Here is an 18,493-nt window from a genome sequence, read left to right as displayed (position 1 = left end):
CCTGCGCCTTGCGTTTATCATCGCCACACAACGCGAGAGGGGACGTCATGAAAGGATGGTCATGGTGTGCAGTTGTCATGGTGCTTTTGGCATCCATGCACTGTTGGGCGCAAGACGATACCGCGGCGGCATCGCAGACCGCGGCTTCGCATAAGGCGTCCGCGCAGGACGAGGAGCAACTGAAGAAAGTCCTGGATGGCGCGAAGTTGATCGAGGCACATCAACCGCAACAGGCCATCGATGGGCCGCTTACCGACGTGGTCGACTACTACGAGCACGCGTACGGCAACAGCAAGGATGTCATGTACTCGCCTCGCGGCCTCAAGGACACGCTGTTCTATCTGACCGGCGCGGCCCAGCACCCGGGGCCAAGTGGCAAGGCGATTGCGGTGGGCAGGGCCTGGGCGATGGCGTACTGGGCACGGGGTTACGCCTATGGCGAGCTGGGGCAGTACGCAAAGAGTCGCGACGAACTGGAAAAAGCGGTCAAGCTCGCGCCCACCGATAGCCAGTACAACAGCGAGCTTGGCTTTGCCTATCAGCGTCTGAGCGACTGGCATCGCTCGCTGGCTGCCTTTGAGATCGCGGAAAAGTATGCCGAACTGACCGGCAACACCCCTGCGGATATCGGGCGCTTGAAATGCCGCGGCTTGCGCGGCCAGGGTTACGATCTGGTCGAATTGAATCGACTGGACGATGCGGCGCAGAAATACTACGCCTGCCTGCATCTGGTACCCGACGACCAGGGCTCGCTGAAAGAGCTCGGCTATGTGCGCCAGCAGTTGCAGAAGCAGGGTAAGCAACCGCCAGCTCCCAGGTAATGCGGAAGGCTTAAGGTCGCGTCATCGGCATTTCGCGACGCGACCGTCGTTCAACGCGCGCGCCTGGTCACGGCGAGATGCTCGCGCAGCAGGTCGATAAACGCACGCGCGCGTTGCGGCATGAAGCGGCTCGCCGGAAACACCGCGTGGATGCCACCGCCCGGCAACTGCCATGTCGGCAACAAACGGATCAATCGGCCGGCGGCAACATCATCGACCACCGCAAAGTCCGGCATCACCATCATGCCGGCCCCGGCCATGACCGCAGCCTTGACCACCAGGGCGATGTTGGCCGTCATCGGGGATTCGAAAGCGATCGTGCGCGTGGCGCCCTTGGCACCGGTAAACGTCCAGGTCGACGGACGCTGCAAGGCCGACATCGCTACCAAAGGCAGCTTGGCGACATCCTCCGGCCGCTTGGGACGCCGACCATCCAGCCAGGTCGGCGTCGCCACCAACCAATGCGCGTAACTATCCACCTGCACCGCGCGCAAGCGCGAGTCGGACAGATTGCCAACGCGGATCGCCACATCGATACCTTCGGCCACCAGGTCGAACAGGCGGTCGCCGGTCAGTAATTCGACGCGCAGTTCGGGATGGGTCTCGCGCATCCGCACCAACAGCGGCGTGAGAATGGTGGCGGCATAGTCGACGGGTGCAGTGATGCGCAAGGTCCCGCGTAGCGCCGTGGTGTCTTCGCCGGCGGCCTGCACCGCGGCTTCGGCGTCACGGATCAATATCCGGCTGGCTTCATAGAAGGCCTCGCCGGCATCGGTCAGCGCTATACGACGGGTCGTGCGGACCAGCAGATTGGCGCCGACCTCGACCTCGAGTCGCTTGATATGCGTGCTGACCATCGTCTTGACCATCCCCAGGCGTGCCGCCGCCGCGGTAAACGAACCCGACTCGACTACCGCCACGAACACCACGATGCGATTGAGATTGACCGACGCCAGTGGGCTACCCATGGGGATTGTCCATTATGGATGGCTAGTGAAAACGTGATTATCCGTCTTATCGGCAGCCTCCGCGAGGCCTAGGATGGCCGGTGTGGGTCATCTCCAACTCGAAGGAAGTCACTATGAAAATCGCCATTCTCGGTGCCAACGGCAACGTCGGTACACGCTTGGTCGCTGAAGCGCTGCGACGCGGTCACCAGGTCACTGCCGTTGCCCGCCGTGCCGACAACCAGGCCGACACCGCGCAGCTGACGCATATCGCTGCCGATATCACGGACCCGTCCTTGCCGGCCAAGCTGCGCGGCCATGACGCCATCATCAGCTCGATCCACTTTACCCAGGCTTCGTCGGACGACCTGCTCGCGCTGGTACGCGCTTCGGGCGTGAAGCGTTATCTCGTGGTCGGCGGCGCAGGCAGCCTTGAAGTCGCACCCGGCAAGCTGCTGGTCGACGGTGCGGATTTCCCCGCCATCTATCTCGACGAGGCCCGCGCCGGCAAGAACTTCCTCGATGTGCTGCGTGGCATCAGCGATCTGGACTGGACCTTTCTCAGCCCGTCCGCCTTGTTCATTGCCGGCGAGCGCACCGGGCATTTCCGGATAGGCGCGGATACGTTGCTGGTGGCTGCCGATGGCAAGAGCTGGGTGTCGTTTGAGGACTATGCGATTGCGATGCTCGACGAGATCGAGAAACCTGCGCATATCCGGCAGCGTTTTACGGTCGGTTATTGATTGAAGGTGTGCGGTCGCGACTGAAGTCGCTCCTACAGACTTGGGAAAGCATGGCTATCTTGTAGGAGCGACCTCAGTCGCGACCGTCCCGTCACAACATCATCTTGGCTCAGGGCGCCTTCGGCGTCGACGCCGCGGCAGCATCCTGCACCGCCTCTACCTGAATCCGCAGCACGACATCCATCTTGAAGCCGTAATCCTTGCCGGCCGCCATGCCGAAGTCGTCGCGCTTGATGGTGGCCAGCGCATCCGCGCCACAGACCTCGCGCTTGAGCATGGGATGCGGCATGCACTTGAAGCCGTCGATGTTCAGGACCAACGGCTTGCTAACGCCATGCAAGGTCAGGTTGCCAACAGCACGGGTTGGCTCGCCGTGGACAAAGCCTTCAAGCCGCCCCTTGAAGACGGCCTGCGGATACTTGTTCGTTTCGAGCAGATCCTTGCCCACCGCCCAGGTATTGAGCTGGTCCTGACCGAAATCGATGCTGCCCGCATCGACGGCGATCTCGACGCTACCCGTTCCTGCGGCCTTATCCAGCGTTACCTTGCCCGTGGTCTTGTTGAACTTGCCACGCCAGGTCGACAAACCGCCCAAGTGATCGGCCTCGAAGCTGGGGTAGGTGTGATCGGGATCGATCGTATAGCTGGCTTCGTTTGCCCGACCCACGCCGCTATTGGCAAGTATGGCGAGCGAGAACATTCCCAGCGCGAAACTGGCGGTGCGGCTTCCTGAAAACATGGTCATTCTCCGGTGAGTAATGCGTGGCCCCATGGCCCGCGCTTACCTGTACGACGAACGGCCATGACTCCGATCGACACGGGAGGCGGAAATTTTTCACGCCCGTCAGCGCGGCAATACCACACGGCCATGCGGAGCACATGGTCAGAGCGATCCAGCAGATCGACAGCGCCATCATCGATTTGCCGAACAAGGTCATCGTTCGCCTCTAAAAAAAGACCTGGCCGCACGCTACGCCGGCCAGGTGGTCCCAGTCGATAAACAGTGGGTGGCGTCAGTGCTTGCCCACCGCGCTGTGCTGCGAATACATCGCGTGCCAATGGCCGTCTACGTAGATAAAGATGTCCGCGGATTTCACGCCGTTCTGCGGACCCAGCTGCGGGTCGTAGAAGGTCACGACGGCGCTGTTCTGGTGCATGGCTACGGCTTCGCCATAGGGATGCGCCTTGATATAGGCATCGATCTCCTGCATGCCCTTATCCGAGCCTTTGTTCTTCGCCGCATGCTCGACGATGGTCGACTTGGAGATGGCCTTGCCGTCGGCATTGACCGAGCGGTAGTCGGGCGCGAGCATCGACTCAAGAAAATCGGTATCACCGGTGCCTTCGGCACGCGTCCAGTGCTGCTCGACCGCACGCACACCCGCTTCGGTCATGGCCGACTCCTCGTCCTTGCTGCCCTGCACGCCATCGGCGTAGACCACCGACCAGCCCAATGCGACGGCGGAAAACAGCATCAGTGCGAAGCGGCAGGAAACACAATCGCGGTAGATCGACATGGCAACTCCGGACGCATCGTGGGGAATGCGAGAAGCTTGCCTGCGAGAAAGAGTCCACGCAGTCGATTTGTGACAAGCGGGATCGAGCCGGTGACCGACGGCGCGATAGTCGCGGCGGGCGGTTAGCGCAAACCCAGCGCCGCGCGCGCGCCGTCGCGAAAACGACGACTGAGCGGCAAGCGGGTACCGTCGCGCAACACGACCTCAGCGTCACCGTGAAAGAGTGGATGGATCTCGCTCACGCGGTCCAGGTTGACCACGGTACCGCGGTGGATACGCAGGAAACGCGACGGATCGAGTTGCCCATGCAGCTGCTGCAAGGTCTGTCGATGCAGGATGGCTTCGCCGGCGGCATGCAGGCGAACATAGTTGCCTTCGGCGGCAATCCAATCGATGTCGCCCACGCGAAGCACCCGCAAGGCTTCGCCCACGCGCACGCTCAGGCGTTCCACCGAAGGCGTCGCGGCGAACAGAGGCTGGCGCGGGGCCTGATGATCCACGGTAAGGCGCCGCCACTGACGCGTGACCCGGTCCATGCTGCGATCGAATCGTTCCTGATCGATCGGCTTGAGCACATAGTCGAAGGCGCCGGCATCGAAGGCTTTCAATGCATGCGCATCGAATGCGGTGGCAAACACCACCAGCGGCAAGGTATCGGGCTGCAGTCGCTGCATCAGTTCGAAGCTGTCCATCCCCGGCATGCGGATATCCAGAAACACTAGATCGGGCTGCAATTGCGCAATGGCTTGCATGGCTTCGTCCGCGCTGCCGCATTCGCCGACCACATCGACCGCATGTGCAGCCAACGCCTGACGAAGTGCCAAGCGCGCCAGCATTTCATCGTCCACCAGCAAGCAGCGAATGCGCTCGGTGCTCATGCGATGCTGACCTCATAGGGAATACGCACTTCCACCCGCGTACCGCCACCGGGGCGCGCCAACAGCGAAAGCCTGCCAGCGAGTGCATCCAGGCGGGCGCGGGTGTTACCCAGGCCAACGCCTTCGCGCATATCGCGATCGGGCAAGCCGCGACCGTTGTCTTCCACCGTCATGCATAGCTCACCACCTTCGCGCCGAGCCTCGATAAGCAGGCTACCGCCGCCGGAAAGCGGCAACAAACCGTGTTGCAGCGCATTTTCCACCAAGGGCTGCAGGATCAGATAAGGCACCGCCGCATCGAGCGTGTCATCCGCTACCTGCCACTGTGTGTCCAGGCGGTTATGAAAGCGGATGCGCTGGATCGCCAGGTAGGATTCCAGCGACTGCAGCTCTCGCGCCAGCGGCACGGACTGGCGTTGATCGGCTTCCAGCGTCAAGCGCAGAAAATCGCTCAGGCGCGCAATCATCGTGCGCGCCGTGGCCGGATCGGACAGTGCCAACGCCGAAATCGCGTTGAGCGTATTGAACAAAAAATGCGGTTGCAGCTGCATGCGCAAGGCATGCAGCTGCGCTTGCGCAAGCTGCCCTTCAAGCTGCGCACTGCGCAGACGCTCGCTCTTGAGGCGTCGTTGAAAATCCGATCCACGCAGTACGGCCAGCACGACCCAGTAGGTAATCAGGTCCAGATGGAACTGATAAACAAACTCGACCCGGAACAGCTTGCTCAACGAGTTGATCGCCGACGGATCATTGCCATGCATCTGCCAGTACAACAGCAGCAAGACCATCGTATGCAACGCCGCCGTCGCCAGGCCAAGCGGAATATGGACCGTAAAGAAGCGAGCCCAACCGCGCCGAGAGGCCACCTTGCCCAACCAGGCAATCCACGGCGTGAGCAGCATCCAGCTCCAGAAATCCGGAAAATTCCAGGCCAGCGTCCGCTGCCAGGACCGCACCTCCCCTTCGCCCATGGCAGCGAGCTGCATGGCCACCGAGCTGGTCAGAGCCAGCAAGGTCCAGAAGCCGAACGCGATCATCACGCCACGCCAGAAAGCGCGACGGTTGTCGGTGACTTCGAGGGGGGAGGCCGTGGACGACATGCTTCGGTTCGGTCGTGGGGTGCGGATTAGCATGGCGCAAAGTTGGAGAGTGCGCATGTATCGAGGGGCATAGTCGCTTTTCGGGCTAGGAGTGAGGAGTGAGTAAAAGCATGCCCAGGCTCATCAGCACGTCTCTCTGGCAAGCGATGCGAAGCGAGCGCTCAGCTCTTCGGGCCCCCTCGGGAGCCGAGTGAGGTTTGGACGATGAGGCCCCCGAAGGGGGGACTCGGCATGGACGCCGAGTCCTTTTCGACAAGACAGGGATGTCTTGTCGAAAAGCCCGGCCAGACCTCACGGTCCGAAGGACGGCGGACGCGGGGTGTCGTTTCTTTGGTTATCTTTCTTTGGACAAGCAAAGAAAGTAACTCGGCGACCGGCAGGTCGGCGAAACACGCCGCAGGCGACTTTCTAGCCGTCGAGCAGAACCAGAGCGATGCACGCTCTCGCGACAACCCAACACCGAAGTTACTGGGTCCCGGCCTACGCCGGGATGACGAAGTATTAAGGCGGAGGTGAACCATGCCGGGATTTGCGGAAACAAAAAGGGCGCCCCGGTCTCCCGAGGCGCCCCTCATCCATCAAACTACAACCTCAAATCACCGACCCAAATCACTCAAGAACCGCTTCGTATACTGCAACGCAGTCGTCGAAGGCACCGAGTTACACGTCGGCGACGCAGTACTCTGCGAGCACGGCGTATCGCGATCGAGCGACCAGAAGTGCACACCGGCCAAGCCATTGGAGACAGCCCAGCTGACCATGGTGTCGGTATTGGCGATCGAGAACAGCTCCGCCGAGTTGTCGTTCACACCGATCATCGGCGTCAGCTCGATATGGCTGGCCGCAATGCCGTAGGTGTGTTCGAGGTTCTTGGCTGCCTGGATGGCGGACTGACCCATATCGCATGCACCACCGCTCACCACGCAGATGCCCGGGCCTGCTGCGCCGTAGTCCATCACCATCAGGTTGATGGTGTAGTTGCTCAGGCTCGATGCCTTGACCGCGCGCACCACCATGTCGCCCAGCGAGTTCACGCCACCGAAGCTGCCGTCCGACGCTGCCAGCGTGGCAATCGTGAACGAGAAACGCAGGTTCGAATGCTGGCTTTGCGCATACACCGCTGCGCTGACCAGGTTGTTGATCGTGCTCTGGCTCTGACCGCCTTCGATGTCGAAGTCGATACCGACCATATGCGCGGTGTAGTAACGCGACAGGAAAGTCGCCATTCCCGAGGTGCTACCGCAGGTGAAGACGCCAGCGGCACCGCCGGTCGACACCACATAGCTCAGGCCGGCGCTATTGAGTGCACCGATATTGGCACTGGCAAACGAGGCACCGGGCACACCGCCCCAGTTTTCACTGCCGCATTCACCGGTAGCAAAGGCCAGGGTGATCGCGCCAAGGTTGGACACATGCGAAAGCAGGCTGTTGCTGCCGACGATCGGAATCGCCGAGCCGGTCGCAGCGGCGGTCTGCATGGTGTTGGTGTTCCAGTTGAGGTTCACCGTGACGTCCTTGTACGGACTGAACAGCATGCTGCTACCACCAGTCGGCGGCGGCGGGGGCGGCGGCGGCGGGGGAGGAGGTGTACCGCCACCGCCGCTTCCACCGGAGCACGCGCCCTGAGAAGTCCACGGCTGACCCGAGCCGCTGCCACCGTTATTGGTCGCCGGGTCATTACCCTGGGTCCACCAATTCGCTATGTAATTGATGCCATTTTCGCTGGCCGTGTTGCCGCCGGTGTAAACCTGCGACGCACTCCAGGCCGCGGCGCACGCAGGTGCGCTTTGCGCTTCAACCGTTTGTACAGGCGCTACGGCCATCAGGCCGATCGCCATGGCCGCCCCCACTGAACTGCTCAGTGCCCCCAGGACCAAACGTGACACAACGGATCGCTTCTCGGACATGTCTGTCTCCAGCAAATGAATCGGAGTGACGGAACTCCCCCTTGATACCCCGGCGCCATTGGAACGGTCACCCCGAAACGTTCCATGCATAGCCGGTTTTCTTCGTTCAGAGCGCTGCTGTGATAGTCCTGCGTGACAACGTTGTCTAGCGAAATATCTAGAAATTATTTTGGCTCGCGTCAAAATGCCAATTGCATCACAGGTTGACGGGAAAGCATAAAGGTTTTGTCTAAAATTAGATCGTTCTATTCTCGCGCCGCAGCATAAAAAGGCTTGTTTTATGGGCTGTCCCGTCGTTATCGCCTTTTGTAATAACCAGGGAGATAATTCGCATGAAAATGCGCAATTTCTCCCGTCCGCCGATTATCTTGTCGAATGAGGGCCGATTCTGTCCTCGAAAGAAATGTCTCGCTTTGTCCTGCTCCGAGTCATGCCTGACAACGTTGTCCACCGGACAAAAGGACGTTCCGAGCACGCCCGGAGCGTCCACACTCAACGGTTCAATACGGAGTCAGCGGCCAAGCTGTCGCAGAAAGCGGCGGGTGTAGTCCAACGAAGCCGCGCCCGGCAGCGAGCTGCATATCGGCGATGCGGTGCTCTGGCCGTCCTTGCACGGCGTATCTCGATCGAGCGACCAGTGGTGCAGTCCGGCCAGTCCTTCGCTCATCGCGAACGCGACCACCGTGTCGACATCCCGAAGCGAGAACACCTCGCTGGCGACGTCGTTGACCGCGATCATCGGGGTAAGCTCCAGCTTGCCGAAGGGGATGCCATAGACCTGTTTGACGTTCTGCGCCGCCTGGATCGCCGAACGGCCCATGTCGCACAAACCGCTATTCACCACGCAAATGGAGGGACTGGCCTGGCTACCGTAATCCATCACCATCAGGTTGATGGTGTAGTTGCGCAGACCCGACGCCAGCACGGCACGAATCACCGCATCACCCTTGGCATTGACGCTGGCCTTGCTGCCGTCCGACGCGGCAAGCGTGGCCACGGTAAAGGAGAGGCGCAGATCCGGGTACAGGCTTTCGGCGTACTTCGCCGATCGCACCAGTGCGTTGATGTGATCCAGCGACTGTCCCGCTTCGATATCGAAGTCCAGGCCCACCATGTGCGGCGTCATATAGCGGCGTAGAAAACTGGCCATGCCATCGTTACTTGAGCAAGTGAAAGCACCCGCGGCACCGCCGGTCGAGACGATGTAATCCAGGCCCGCGCGGTCAAGCGCGACGATGTTGGCATCTGCAAAACGCGATGCGGAGATACCGCCCCAGTTTTCATTGCCGCACTCGCCGGTGGCAAAGGCGAGGGTGATCGCCCCCAGGTTGCGCTGATGAACCGCGAACAAGCTGCCTGCACCGACAACGGAAATGGTGTTGCCCGTTGCACCCGTGCGCATCACATTCGTATTCCAGTCGAGATTGATCGTGACGTCCTTGTACGGACTGAACAGCATGCCTGATGGGCGCGGCGGTGGCGGTTGCGGCGGACTGGGGTTTTCGCCACCTCCACCCGAACACGCGCCCAGCGACGTCCATGGCCGTCCCGATCCGACCGGCCCATGGTTGGCACGCGGATCGTCGCCCTGGGTCCACCAATTGGCCTTGTAGTTGACGTTGTTCTGGCTGACCGTCGAACCGCCAGTGTAGGTGGATCCTGCATTCCATTCAGCGGCGCAAGCCTGCGTCTGCTGCGCCTTTGCGTCTTGCACCGGCACCAGCGCCAGCCAAGCTGCCGCGCCGATGCAGCTAGCAAAGCCACCCAGCCATGCACCCGACCACTGAAACGTCCTTTGTTTCGACATGCGTACTCTCCTTGTAATCGATCGCAAATCCATTTGCTTTGCACAGCACAGACAATCCCTGTCGTTCCGGGCACAAGCCAGGTTAGTGATAGTCCTACGCGACAGGCCCGTCCATAGGCATCGTCTTCAAAAAGCTGCTTGTGAGCCTACTTATCCACGCTTACCTTCGCGACGTCATTGTCGGCACCCGCCCAACCACCACCCAACGCGCGGAATGTCGCCACGGCCGCGCGTGCGTCGTCGGCATGTGTCTGCGCCAGACGATCACGCGAACTGAGCAACTGCCGGTCTTCATCGAGCACTTCGAGCAGGCTGATGGCGCCACCTTTATAGGCATCCTCAGCGCTGGCCCGTGCGCGCTGATGAGCGGCGACTTCCTTGGTAAGCGTGTCTTGCTCGTTTTCCAGCTCGCTCATCGTGACAATCGCGTTCTCGACGTCTTCGGTCGCGCGCAACATGGACTGGCGATAATTTGCCAACGCTTCGGCCTGCGCCCCGCGTGCCTGACCGACTTCGGCATCGACGCGGCCAAAATCGAACAAGCGCCAATGCAGGCCGATCAAGCCCTGTGGCTGAAACGAATTCGAATCGAACAACTTGCCGTTGTGCAGGCTCTCGAAACCGAGCAGCCCACCCAGGGAGAGCTTGGGGTAGTACTCGGCAAGGGCCTCGCCGATGCGCGCATTCGATGCCGCCAGACGACGCTCGGCGGCGATAACGTCGGGACGGCGCCGCAACAGCGATGCCGGCCCGCTTTCGGCGGTGATCGCCGGCACTGCATACGTGACCGGCTGTTCAAGCAAGCCTTTGGCGTAACTGCCGGGCTGCGCGCCCATCAGGACGTCGAGGCGGTTGAGCTGGTGCTCGCGTTCGGTCCGCAGGGGCGGCAAGGTCGCTTGCGCCTGTTGCACCAATGCTTCGGCCTGTGCCACTTCGCGGTCGGTGCCGACGCCACCGGCGAGACGCACGCGTACCAGGTCGAGAAGTTTCCTTTCCGTGTCGACCTGTTGCTCCGCCAGGGCGATGCGTTCCTGTGCACCTCGTGCCTTGAAATAAGCATCGGCGGCCTCGGCAGCGACCGATACGCGCACGCTGACGCCACTGGCTTGGGCGGCCTGATACTCGGCCTGCGCCGCTTGCGCTCCACGCTTGAGGCCGCCCGCGAGATCGAGTTCCCAGCTGGCGCCAACACCGATGTCCTGCTGCGTCTGCGTCCGCTTGTAACCCGGGAACGTACTGGCGACTTCGCCGAGGGCGCTGTTCAGCGATTGATACTCGCGCGCGACCTGCGCATCCAGTGCACCCTGCGGCAGGCGCTGCGCATCGGCGCCCTGAGCGGCGGCGCGGGCCTGCTCGATACGCGCCATCGCGGCAGCTACGTCCAGGTTCTGCGCCACCGCACGTTCGACGATCTGCTGCAGTACCGGGTCATTGAAACCCTGCCACCACGTGTCGAGTGCCGCTGCCGGGCGATCGGCATTATGTTGCTGCCATTGCGCGGCATGCGCGTAACTGCCGTCGACGATGGGCTGTGGTCGCACATAGTCCGGGCCAACGGTGCAGGCTGCCAGGCTGACAGCCAGCAGGGCTGGTATCAGCACGCGGCGCGCAAGCGCGTTTGCGGTGAAGGTCGTTGCTACAAAAGTACGGGTGTGACGGCTCATGGCGGTTGCCTTCGATAATCGATCAATGCGCGTCGGCCGATGGCGTCGATGGCGGTGCCACCTTGCGCATCAACGGCACCATGACGGTGGCGATGACAAAGCACACGCCAATGGCGAGAAATGCATCGGCATAGGTTTGTGTCTGCGCTTCGCGTAGCACCAATGCGCCCAGTTGCTGGACCGCGGCCGAACCGGCCTGCGCCGCGTGATCCAGATGTCGGCTGACCTGGACCAGCCAGTCGTTCATCGGCTCGTTCGCCGTGGTCATGTGTTCGGCCAGGCGTTGGAAATGCAGATTGGTGCGGTCGTTGAGAATGGTGGCGCACGCTGCGATGCCGATTGCGCCGCCGAGATTGCGCATCAGGTTGAACAGCCCGGAGGCCAGCTTCAATCGCGCCGGCGGCAGGCCGCCCAGGGTGAGCGTGACTACCGGCGGCACGGACAGTTGCTGCGCCATCCCGCGCAATGCCTGCGGCAACAACAGCTCGTGTGCGCCCCAGTCATGGGTGATCGGGCTGAAATCCCACATCGACAGCGCAAACAGCGCCAGGCCCACCATCATGATCCAGCGCAGGTCGAAGCGATTGGCCAGGAAGGCGTACAGCGGAATCGTCATGATCTGGAATACGCCGGTTGAGAACACGGCTTCGCCGATCTGCAAGGCGCTGTAGCCACGCACGTGACCGAGAAACAACGGTGTCAGATAGATCGTCGCGAACAGACCGATGCCGGTGACGAAGGAAAAGAAGCAGCCGAGCGCGAAATTGCGATCGCGTAAGGCGCGCAAGTCGACCACCGGATGGGCGAAGGTCAGGCTGCGCACGACAAAGCCCACGCCCGCCAGGCCGGACAGCCACGCCGTGGTGAGCATGGTGCGATCGCTGAACCAGTTCCAGCGTGGGCCTTCTTCCAGCGTGTATTCGAGGCATCCCAGAAAAACTGCCAGCAACAGCATGCCGATGTAGTCAGCGCCACGCAGCAGCGAGAAGTCCGCCTCGTCGACATTCACCAGCAGCGGCACGGCAATGGTGACGAACAAGCCGGGCACCAGGTTGATGAAGAACAACCAGTGCCACGAATAGTGATCGGTGATCCAGCCACCCAAGGTCGGCCCAAGCGTCGGCGCCAACGAAGCGATCGCGCCGATGGTCGCTGCCGCCACCACGCGCTGTTTGCCGCTGAAGAACATAAAGGCGGTGGTGAACACCATCGGGATCATCGATCCGCCGATGAACCCCTGCAGCGCACGAAAGACGATCATGCTGTTGATGTCCCACGCCGCGCCGCACAGCAGGCTGGTCAACGTGAAGCCCGCCGCGGATATGCAGAACAACCAGCGCGTCGACATCACCCGCGCCAACCAGCCCGACAGGGGAATCACAACGATTTCCGCGATCAGGTAACTGGTCTGCACCCAGGCCGTATCGTCCGCGCCAGCCGACAGGCCGCCGCCGATATCGCGCAAGGACGCCGAGACGATCTGGATATCCAGCAGCGCGATAAACATGCCCACGCACATGCTGGCGAAGGCAAAGACTTTCTGTCCCGTCGACATGTCGGCGGGGGATTGCACATGCGACATGACGGCGTTCTCTAGGTGATCAGCGCGCGGTGGCCTGCGTATCGACATCCGCGGTGACGGACAGCCCCGGGCGAAGCTCGCCCAACGTGGCATCGCGCTCGTCCAGCAGTACGCGCACCGGTACGCGTTGGACGATCTTGGTGAAGTTGCCGGTGGCGTTTTCCGGCGGCAGCACGCTGAATTGCGCGCCGGTCGCCGGCGCCAGGCTGCCGAGGCGACCGTGGAATTCACGGCCTGGCAGCACGTCGGCGCGAATCGTGACCGGCTGGCCCGGTTTCATATGTGCCAGCTGGTCTTCCTTGAAGTTCGCGTCGATCCACAGGCCGCGCGACGGCACGACCGCGAGCAAGGGCGAGCCGGCTTCGACGAAGGCTCCCAGGCGCACGCGGCGATTACCGATGCTGCCATCGACGGGCGCGCGCAAGGTGGTGTAGCCAAGGTTCAACTGTGCCAACTGGCGCTCGGCCTCGGCCTGCATCAGCGCTGCACGCGCCTGTTGTTTCTGGGTGGTGATCACATCGAGCTGGCGTTGCGCGGCGGCAAAAGCCGCCTGTGCTTTTTCGGTGTCCGCGCGTGCGGTCTTGAATACAGCATCCGCGCGTTGCGCGCTTTCAACCGACACCGCGGCACGACTGGACAGGTCGCGATAACGCGCCTGGTCATCGCGTGCGCGGACACTTTCCGCCTGTGCCGCATCGATGCCGGCATGCGCCTGATCGATCACCGCGCGCTGCAGATGTTCGTTCGCGTCCAGATTGGCCAGCAACGCCTGTTGCGCGGCGACCGCACCTTCGGCCTTCTGTAGCGCGGCACGGTAATCGCGGTCGTCGATCTGCGCCAGCAGGTCGCCGGCGTGAACCACCTGGTTGTCAGTGACGGCGACCTGGGTGATGTAACCGGATACCTTGGGACTGATCGCGGTGATGTCCGCGCCAACATAAGCGTCATCGGTGCTTTCGATAAACCGACCGACTGTCCACCAATGCGCACCCCACACGGCAACAGCCACACCTGCAGCGATGCCCAGGCCAAGCACTACATGACGCTTGCCCAGGCGGCGCGTGGGCACATCGGTAACGGCGACGGGAGCGACGGCGCTCATGCCTGTGCTCCTTGCTTGGCCAAGCGAGCGGCCGCACGACGTTCGGCGCTCAGGGCCATGCGTTGCCGCATGCGCTCGCTGGCGGCGGGGCCGGCGCGCACGACGTGGTGCTCGCTGGTAATCGCATCGCCCGTAACCGGGTCGGTGAGGATCGGCTCGACCATATGCCCATCGCGTTCGTCGGCAAGGAAGATGGCCAACCCTTCGGGGGCGAAATGCTTGTTGCCCCAGGTCAGCAAGGCCAGCATCACCGGCCGGAAATCACGGCCACGCTCGGTCAATACGTATTCGTAGCGAACCGGCTTGGCCTGATACGGGCGACGCTCCATCAGGCCGCCTTCCACCAGCCCGTTCAAACGACGGGTCAGCATGTTCGGCGCGATACCCAGGCTCTTTTCGAACTCGTCGAAGCGGGTCATGCCGTAATAGGCATCGCGAAGAATCAGGATGCTCCACCATTCGCCAACGCGCTCGAGACTGCGCGCGATCGGGCATGGCATTTCAGCGAAGTTGGTTTTTTTCATGGCGCGCCGGCCTAGTTACTATCAAGATGCAAGTAACGATACGCCGGTGACTACCGTTATGCAAGTGACTCTTTCCGTTATACGCACAGGTCAAAATATTGACAATTGTATCAATAGCTTATAAGCGTGACACGCTCTTCCTCGAGGCCAAGCGATGCTCCGCGATGTCCGCGCGCTCAACGAAGAGATATCGGTGGTTTATGGATACTGGAAGCGGCCGATATGGATGAGGCGCTGGCGTGGCGACGCAAGGCTGTCGTCGCTTAAAAGAAAAAGCATGAGGTGCGAAACGATGGATTCGGCACAGCACGCTAGCGAATAGTTTCAGCATTTCGCAAAGATCGGACGTCTGAACAGGACAGAATCGCTGAAATCATTTAGACGTCCAAAATTATTACAGTTCGAACACGCACGTGATGAGTGCGTTCACGGCCGATCCGTGATCGCACTAACGTTCTTGTGGTGCGCTGCAATGACACGCTTCGTGCTCCTCCCATGCGAAGCACACGAATGACTATCCGAATCTCAGGCGGTCTTTATCGCCTCGCTCTAGGCTTGTGCCTCACCCTGACGGCCAACGGCGTCATGGCTGCAAGCACGCTGTCACCCTGGATCGGCACCTGGGGCGTGGCGCAGTTGAACAACGGCAACGCCAATTACAACGGCAAGACGTTGCGCCAGGTGGTGCATACCAGCATCGCCGGCAGCTCGGTGCGTGTGCAGATTTCCAACGAGTTCAGCGATCAGCCGCTATCGATCACCGATGTGCATGTGGCGCTGCGCAGTTCCGGCTCGTCCACGCAAGCCGGCAGCGATCGTCAGCTTACTTTCAACGGTCAACCGGGCGTCGTGGTGCCTGTGGGTCAACGGGTGAGCAGCGACGGTCTCGACTTCAACGTGCCGGCCTTGAGCGATGTGACGATCAGCTTCTACGTCAATGGCAATACCAATGTCATCACCGGCCACTCCTTCAGCAATCAAGACAAATACGTGGCCGATGGCGATGTCAGCGCGGCGACGTCGATCCAGGCACAGACCAACGGCGACTATGCGTTCCTGGCCAACCTCGACGTACAGAGCACGACAGCGCAAGGCACGCTCGTGACCTTTGGTGCGTCGATTACCGATGGTTACGATTCCAGCTACAACGCGAACAAGCGCTGGCCAAACGATCTGGCAACACGCTTCAACAGTGCCGGGCAGCAGGTGGGTATCGTCAACGTGGGCATCAGCGGCAATAACCTGCTGCAGGATGGTTCGGGGCAGAGTGGCGTTCATCGCTTTGCGCGCGACGTGCTGTCGCAGCCGGGCGTGCGCTGGGTGATTTTTTCCGATGATCCGATCAACGACCTGGGTTCGGGCAACCCGCAGGCGACATTTGCCAATCTCAGCAGCGCCATCGAAGGCCTGATCGGTCAGGCGCATGCGCAAGGCATTCGCTTCTATTGCTCGACACTGACGCCGTTCGAAGGATCGGGTGGTTGGACGGCCGATCGGGAAGTGATCCGCGAACAGCTCAACGACTGGGTGAAATCCAGTGCCAGCGGTTGCGATGGCGTGATCGACCAGGACACGGCGACGCACGATCCTTCCGCGCCGACGAAGTACCTGCCCGCGTACGATGCCGGCGACCATCTGCATCCGAACGACACCGGCTATCAGGCGATTGCCAATGCGGTGAATCTTGCGCTGTTTGCGCCGGCCACGTTGCCGGTCATCGCGACACCGACTGGCTGCGGCACGATCGGTACCGGCGAAGGCATCGTGCCTGGGCAGACGGTCACTTCATGCGATGGCGGCTACGTGCTCAATATGCAGCTCGATGGGAATCTTGTGCTCTACAAGAGCAACGGCACGCCGCTGTGGGCAAGCAATACGGTCAACCAGCCGGCAGCACAGGCGGACCTGACGGCCGACGGCAACTTCGTCGTGCTCGGCGCGCTGGGCAATGTGTTGTGGCAATCGGGCTCGGGCGGGCAGGCAGCAGCGCGCCTGTTCGTGCAGGGTGACGGCAATATGGTGATCTATAACAACGACGGGCCGGTGTGGAGTTCGGGGACAGCGGGGGAGTAGAAGTAACACCCTCACTAAGAACCCTCCCTACTCGTCATCCCGGCGTAGGCCGGGATCCAGTGGCGTTGAAGCCGGTTCTCGCGAGAGCCATCCAGCATCTGCTCTAACGCTAAAACCGAGAACCGAAGTCACTGGATCCCGGCCTTCGCCGGGATGACGGATAGGGGGTTATGCGCGGCTCTTTGAAGTCGCCATCATAACCAAGCAAATTCAATCAACCATTCACGCCATAACGCGCAGCCGACTTGTTCTTCGACAGATTCGGCAACAGCGCCGTACGCGCATCGACCAGACGCTGCCAATCACCGGCATCCGGCAAGGACGGAATGGTGACCAGTTCACCCTGGTCAAAACCGGCTAGCGATGCGTCGACCATGTCATCTGTTTCCATGACGATTTCCGCCGGCAGGTGTTCGACTGAGGGCGCGCCTTGCTTGCCCCAGATCTCGGTACGCGTCGCGCCCGGCAACACAGCCTGTACTTGCACACCCGTGCCAGCCGTTTCCTGCGCCAGCGCCTGGCTGAAATGCAGCAGGTAAGCCTTGGTGCCGCCATAGACCGTGTTGCCCGGCTGCACCATCTGCGACATGACCGAAGCGATATTGATGATGGCGCCCTTGCCGCGCGCAATCAGGCCCGGCAGCACGGCGTGCGTAAGGCGCGTCGGCGCGGTGATGTTCAATTCGATTTCGCGCTGCAGGAGCTCGATACCCGCCTGGGCAAGCGGCATGAGGGTCGCGGTGCCGGCATTGTTGACCAGCGCCGTGATGCTCGCATCGTCATGCAGCAGTTTCTCGACCTTGGCCAGGTCCTGCGCGTTGGTCAGGTCGGCCTGCAGAGTCTGCACGCGAACGCCATCGCGCGCACTCAGCTCGTCGGCCAGTTTCTTCAGCGCGTCGACGCGGCGCGCCACCAGGATCAGGTCATAGCCACGCTTGGCCAGACGGTCGGCATAGACGGCGCCGATACCGGACGATGCACCGGTAATCAACGCGGCACCCGGGGATGCTTGCTTGCTCATGATGGACTCCAGAGAGGGGAAGGAAAGGGCGGAAAGAATGTGGATGATGAACATCATCTAAGCTACGCCCGTAAAATCTGGATGTCAACTAACATCTTTTGGGAGCAATAGGGCTATGATGCCGACTGCATCTTCCTTAGCAGTGAGGTCGTCATGGGCCATTCCCGCGCCGACAAAGCCCAAACCCACGAGCGCCTGGTCGAAGCCGCAGCGGTGCGCTTTCGCGAGAAAGGACTCGATGGCATCAGCCTGGCCGACCTGATGAAGGAGCTGGGGCTGACGCATGGCGGGTTCTACAAGCATTTCGCATCGCGCGATGCGCTGGTGGCCGAAGCGGTGGAATATGCCTACACGCAGGGCGAGCGCACCGTCGCCGGGATCGTCGACGACCAGGGGCAACTCGATCTGGCCCGCTACGTCGATTTCTACTTGAGCGACTCGCACCGCGATGCGCCCGGCAGCGGTTGCGCGATTTCTGCGCTTTCGGCCGATATCTCGCGCCGTGACGACGACACGCGGGCACGTTACCGCCAGCAACTGGATGGCATATTCACCCGCATCGGCGCGTCGTTTCCCGGCAACGAGGCTGAGCAGCGCAAGCAGGCCATCGCCCTGATGACGCGCATGTATGGCGCCATCCTGATTGCCCGCGGCGCGGGCGATTCGGAACTCTCGAACGAGATTCTCGAGACCGTGCGCGAACAGCTCCACGCCGCCCTTCCCGACCAAGGCTGAGCTCGCTTTTACGCTCCCAAACGGCCGTTTTGCAGTAGTTGACCGATCAGCGATGCGAGCTGCAAAAACGGC

At 61.5% G+C, this 18,493-nt stretch carries 16 protein-coding genes; 4 read left to right on the top strand and 12 right to left on the bottom strand.

What is annotated here, in order from left to right; genetic code table 11:
• Positions 1-77 precede the first annotated feature (77 nt).
• A complete protein-coding gene (locus tag ACZ6WW_RS11540; protein WP_465274306.1) occupies positions 78-821 on the top strand; it encodes a tetratricopeptide repeat protein in 744 nt (247 codons plus the stop codon).
• Positions 822-871: 50 nt separating this feature from the next.
• On the opposite strand, the gene ACZ6WW_RS11535 is transcribed toward ACZ6WW_RS11540, so the two are convergent.
• Positions 872-1,789 (bottom strand): LysR family transcriptional regulator, encoded by a 918-nt coding sequence (locus ACZ6WW_RS11535; RefSeq protein ID WP_465274305.1) that lies wholly within the window; start codon positions 1,787-1,789, stop codon positions 872-874.
• A gap of 113 nt (positions 1,790-1,902) precedes the next feature.
• Between ACZ6WW_RS11535 and ACZ6WW_RS11530 the strand changes: the two genes are divergently transcribed.
• Entirely contained in the window at positions 1,903-2,511 is a 609-nt protein-coding gene (locus tag ACZ6WW_RS11530) for an NAD(P)-dependent oxidoreductase (protein ID WP_465274304.1), read from the top strand.
• A gap of 109 nt (positions 2,512-2,620) precedes the next feature.
• Here the strand turns inward: ACZ6WW_RS11530 and ACZ6WW_RS11525 are convergent, their stop codons facing one another.
• From ACZ6WW_RS11525 to ACZ6WW_RS11480, 10 genes are all read right to left on the bottom strand, one after another.
• Positions 2,621-3,250 carry a YceI family protein gene (locus tag ACZ6WW_RS11525; protein ID WP_465274303.1) on the bottom strand — a complete coding sequence of 210 codons (630 nt, stop codon included), beginning with the start codon at positions 3,248-3,250 and terminating at the stop codon, positions 2,621-2,623.
• A gap of 274 nt (positions 3,251-3,524) precedes the next feature.
• The gene (locus ACZ6WW_RS11520) at positions 3,525-4,028 is read right to left on the bottom strand and encodes a nuclear transport factor 2 family protein (protein WP_281851046.1); all 504 of its coding nucleotides are present in this window, start codon (positions 4,026-4,028) and stop codon (positions 3,525-3,527) included.
• Positions 4,029-4,150: 122 nt separating this feature from the next.
• Positions 4,151-4,906: a LytR/AlgR family response regulator transcription factor gene (locus tag ACZ6WW_RS11515; protein ID WP_465274302.1), complete on the bottom strand. Its 756-nt coding sequence runs from the start codon at positions 4,904-4,906 to the stop codon at positions 4,151-4,153.
• Entirely contained in the window at positions 4,903-6,006 is a 1,104-nt protein-coding gene (locus tag ACZ6WW_RS11510) for a sensor histidine kinase (RefSeq protein ID WP_465274301.1), read from the bottom strand. Before ACZ6WW_RS11510 ends, ACZ6WW_RS11515 begins: the two co-directional genes overlap by 4 nt.
• 596 nt (positions 6,007-6,602) lie before the next feature.
• Complete coding sequence (locus ACZ6WW_RS11505) at positions 6,603-7,892, bottom strand: carbohydrate-binding protein (RefSeq protein ID WP_465274300.1); 1,290 nt, start codon at positions 7,890-7,892, stop codon at positions 6,603-6,605.
• 532 nt (positions 7,893-8,424) lie between these two features.
• Positions 8,425-9,720 (bottom strand): carbohydrate-binding protein, encoded by a 1,296-nt coding sequence (locus tag ACZ6WW_RS11500; RefSeq protein WP_465274299.1) that lies wholly within the window; start codon positions 9,718-9,720, stop codon positions 8,425-8,427.
• A 146-nt stretch (positions 9,721-9,866) separates the two neighbouring features.
• Positions 9,867-11,384: an efflux transporter outer membrane subunit gene (locus ACZ6WW_RS11495; protein ID WP_465274298.1), complete on the bottom strand. Its 1,518-nt coding sequence runs from the start codon at positions 11,382-11,384 to the stop codon at positions 9,867-9,869.
• A gap of 22 nt (positions 11,385-11,406) precedes the next feature.
• Positions 11,407-12,966 carry a DHA2 family efflux MFS transporter permease subunit gene (locus tag ACZ6WW_RS11490; RefSeq protein ID WP_281851052.1) on the bottom strand — a complete coding sequence of 520 codons (1,560 nt, stop codon included), beginning with the start codon at positions 12,964-12,966 and terminating at the stop codon, positions 11,407-11,409.
• Between the two features lie 19 nt (positions 12,967-12,985).
• Positions 12,986-14,068, bottom strand: coding sequence for an HlyD family secretion protein (locus ACZ6WW_RS11485; RefSeq protein WP_465274297.1), 1,083 nt, complete (start codon positions 14,066-14,068; stop codon positions 12,986-12,988).
• Positions 14,065-14,592, bottom strand: a complete 528-nt coding sequence (locus tag ACZ6WW_RS11480) for a winged helix-turn-helix transcriptional regulator (protein ID WP_465274296.1) — start codon at positions 14,590-14,592, stop codon at positions 14,065-14,067. Before ACZ6WW_RS11480 ends, ACZ6WW_RS11485 begins: the two co-directional genes overlap by 4 nt.
• Positions 14,593-15,102: 510 nt before the next feature.
• Between ACZ6WW_RS11480 and ACZ6WW_RS11475 the strand changes: the two genes are divergently transcribed.
• Entirely contained in the window at positions 15,103-16,665 is a 1,563-nt protein-coding gene (locus tag ACZ6WW_RS11475) for a GDSL-type esterase/lipase family protein (RefSeq protein ID WP_465274295.1), read from the top strand.
• A gap of 214 nt (positions 16,666-16,879) precedes the next feature.
• On the opposite strand, the gene ACZ6WW_RS11470 is transcribed toward ACZ6WW_RS11475, so the two are convergent.
• Entirely contained in the window at positions 16,880-17,686 is an 807-nt protein-coding gene (locus ACZ6WW_RS11470; protein WP_465274294.1) for an SDR family NAD(P)-dependent oxidoreductase, read from the bottom strand.
• A 153-nt stretch (positions 17,687-17,839) separates the two neighbouring features.
• On the opposite strand from ACZ6WW_RS11470, the gene ACZ6WW_RS11465 reads away from it, so the two are divergent.
• Entirely contained in the window at positions 17,840-18,421 is a 582-nt protein-coding gene (locus ACZ6WW_RS11465) for a TetR/AcrR family transcriptional regulator (protein WP_465274293.1), read from the top strand.
• The last annotated feature ends 72 nt before the right edge of the window (positions 18,422-18,493 follow it).

The organism is Dyella sp. NPDC103356 (assembly GCF_055584465.1).
This window is presented reverse-complemented; position numbering and strand designations above follow the sequence as displayed.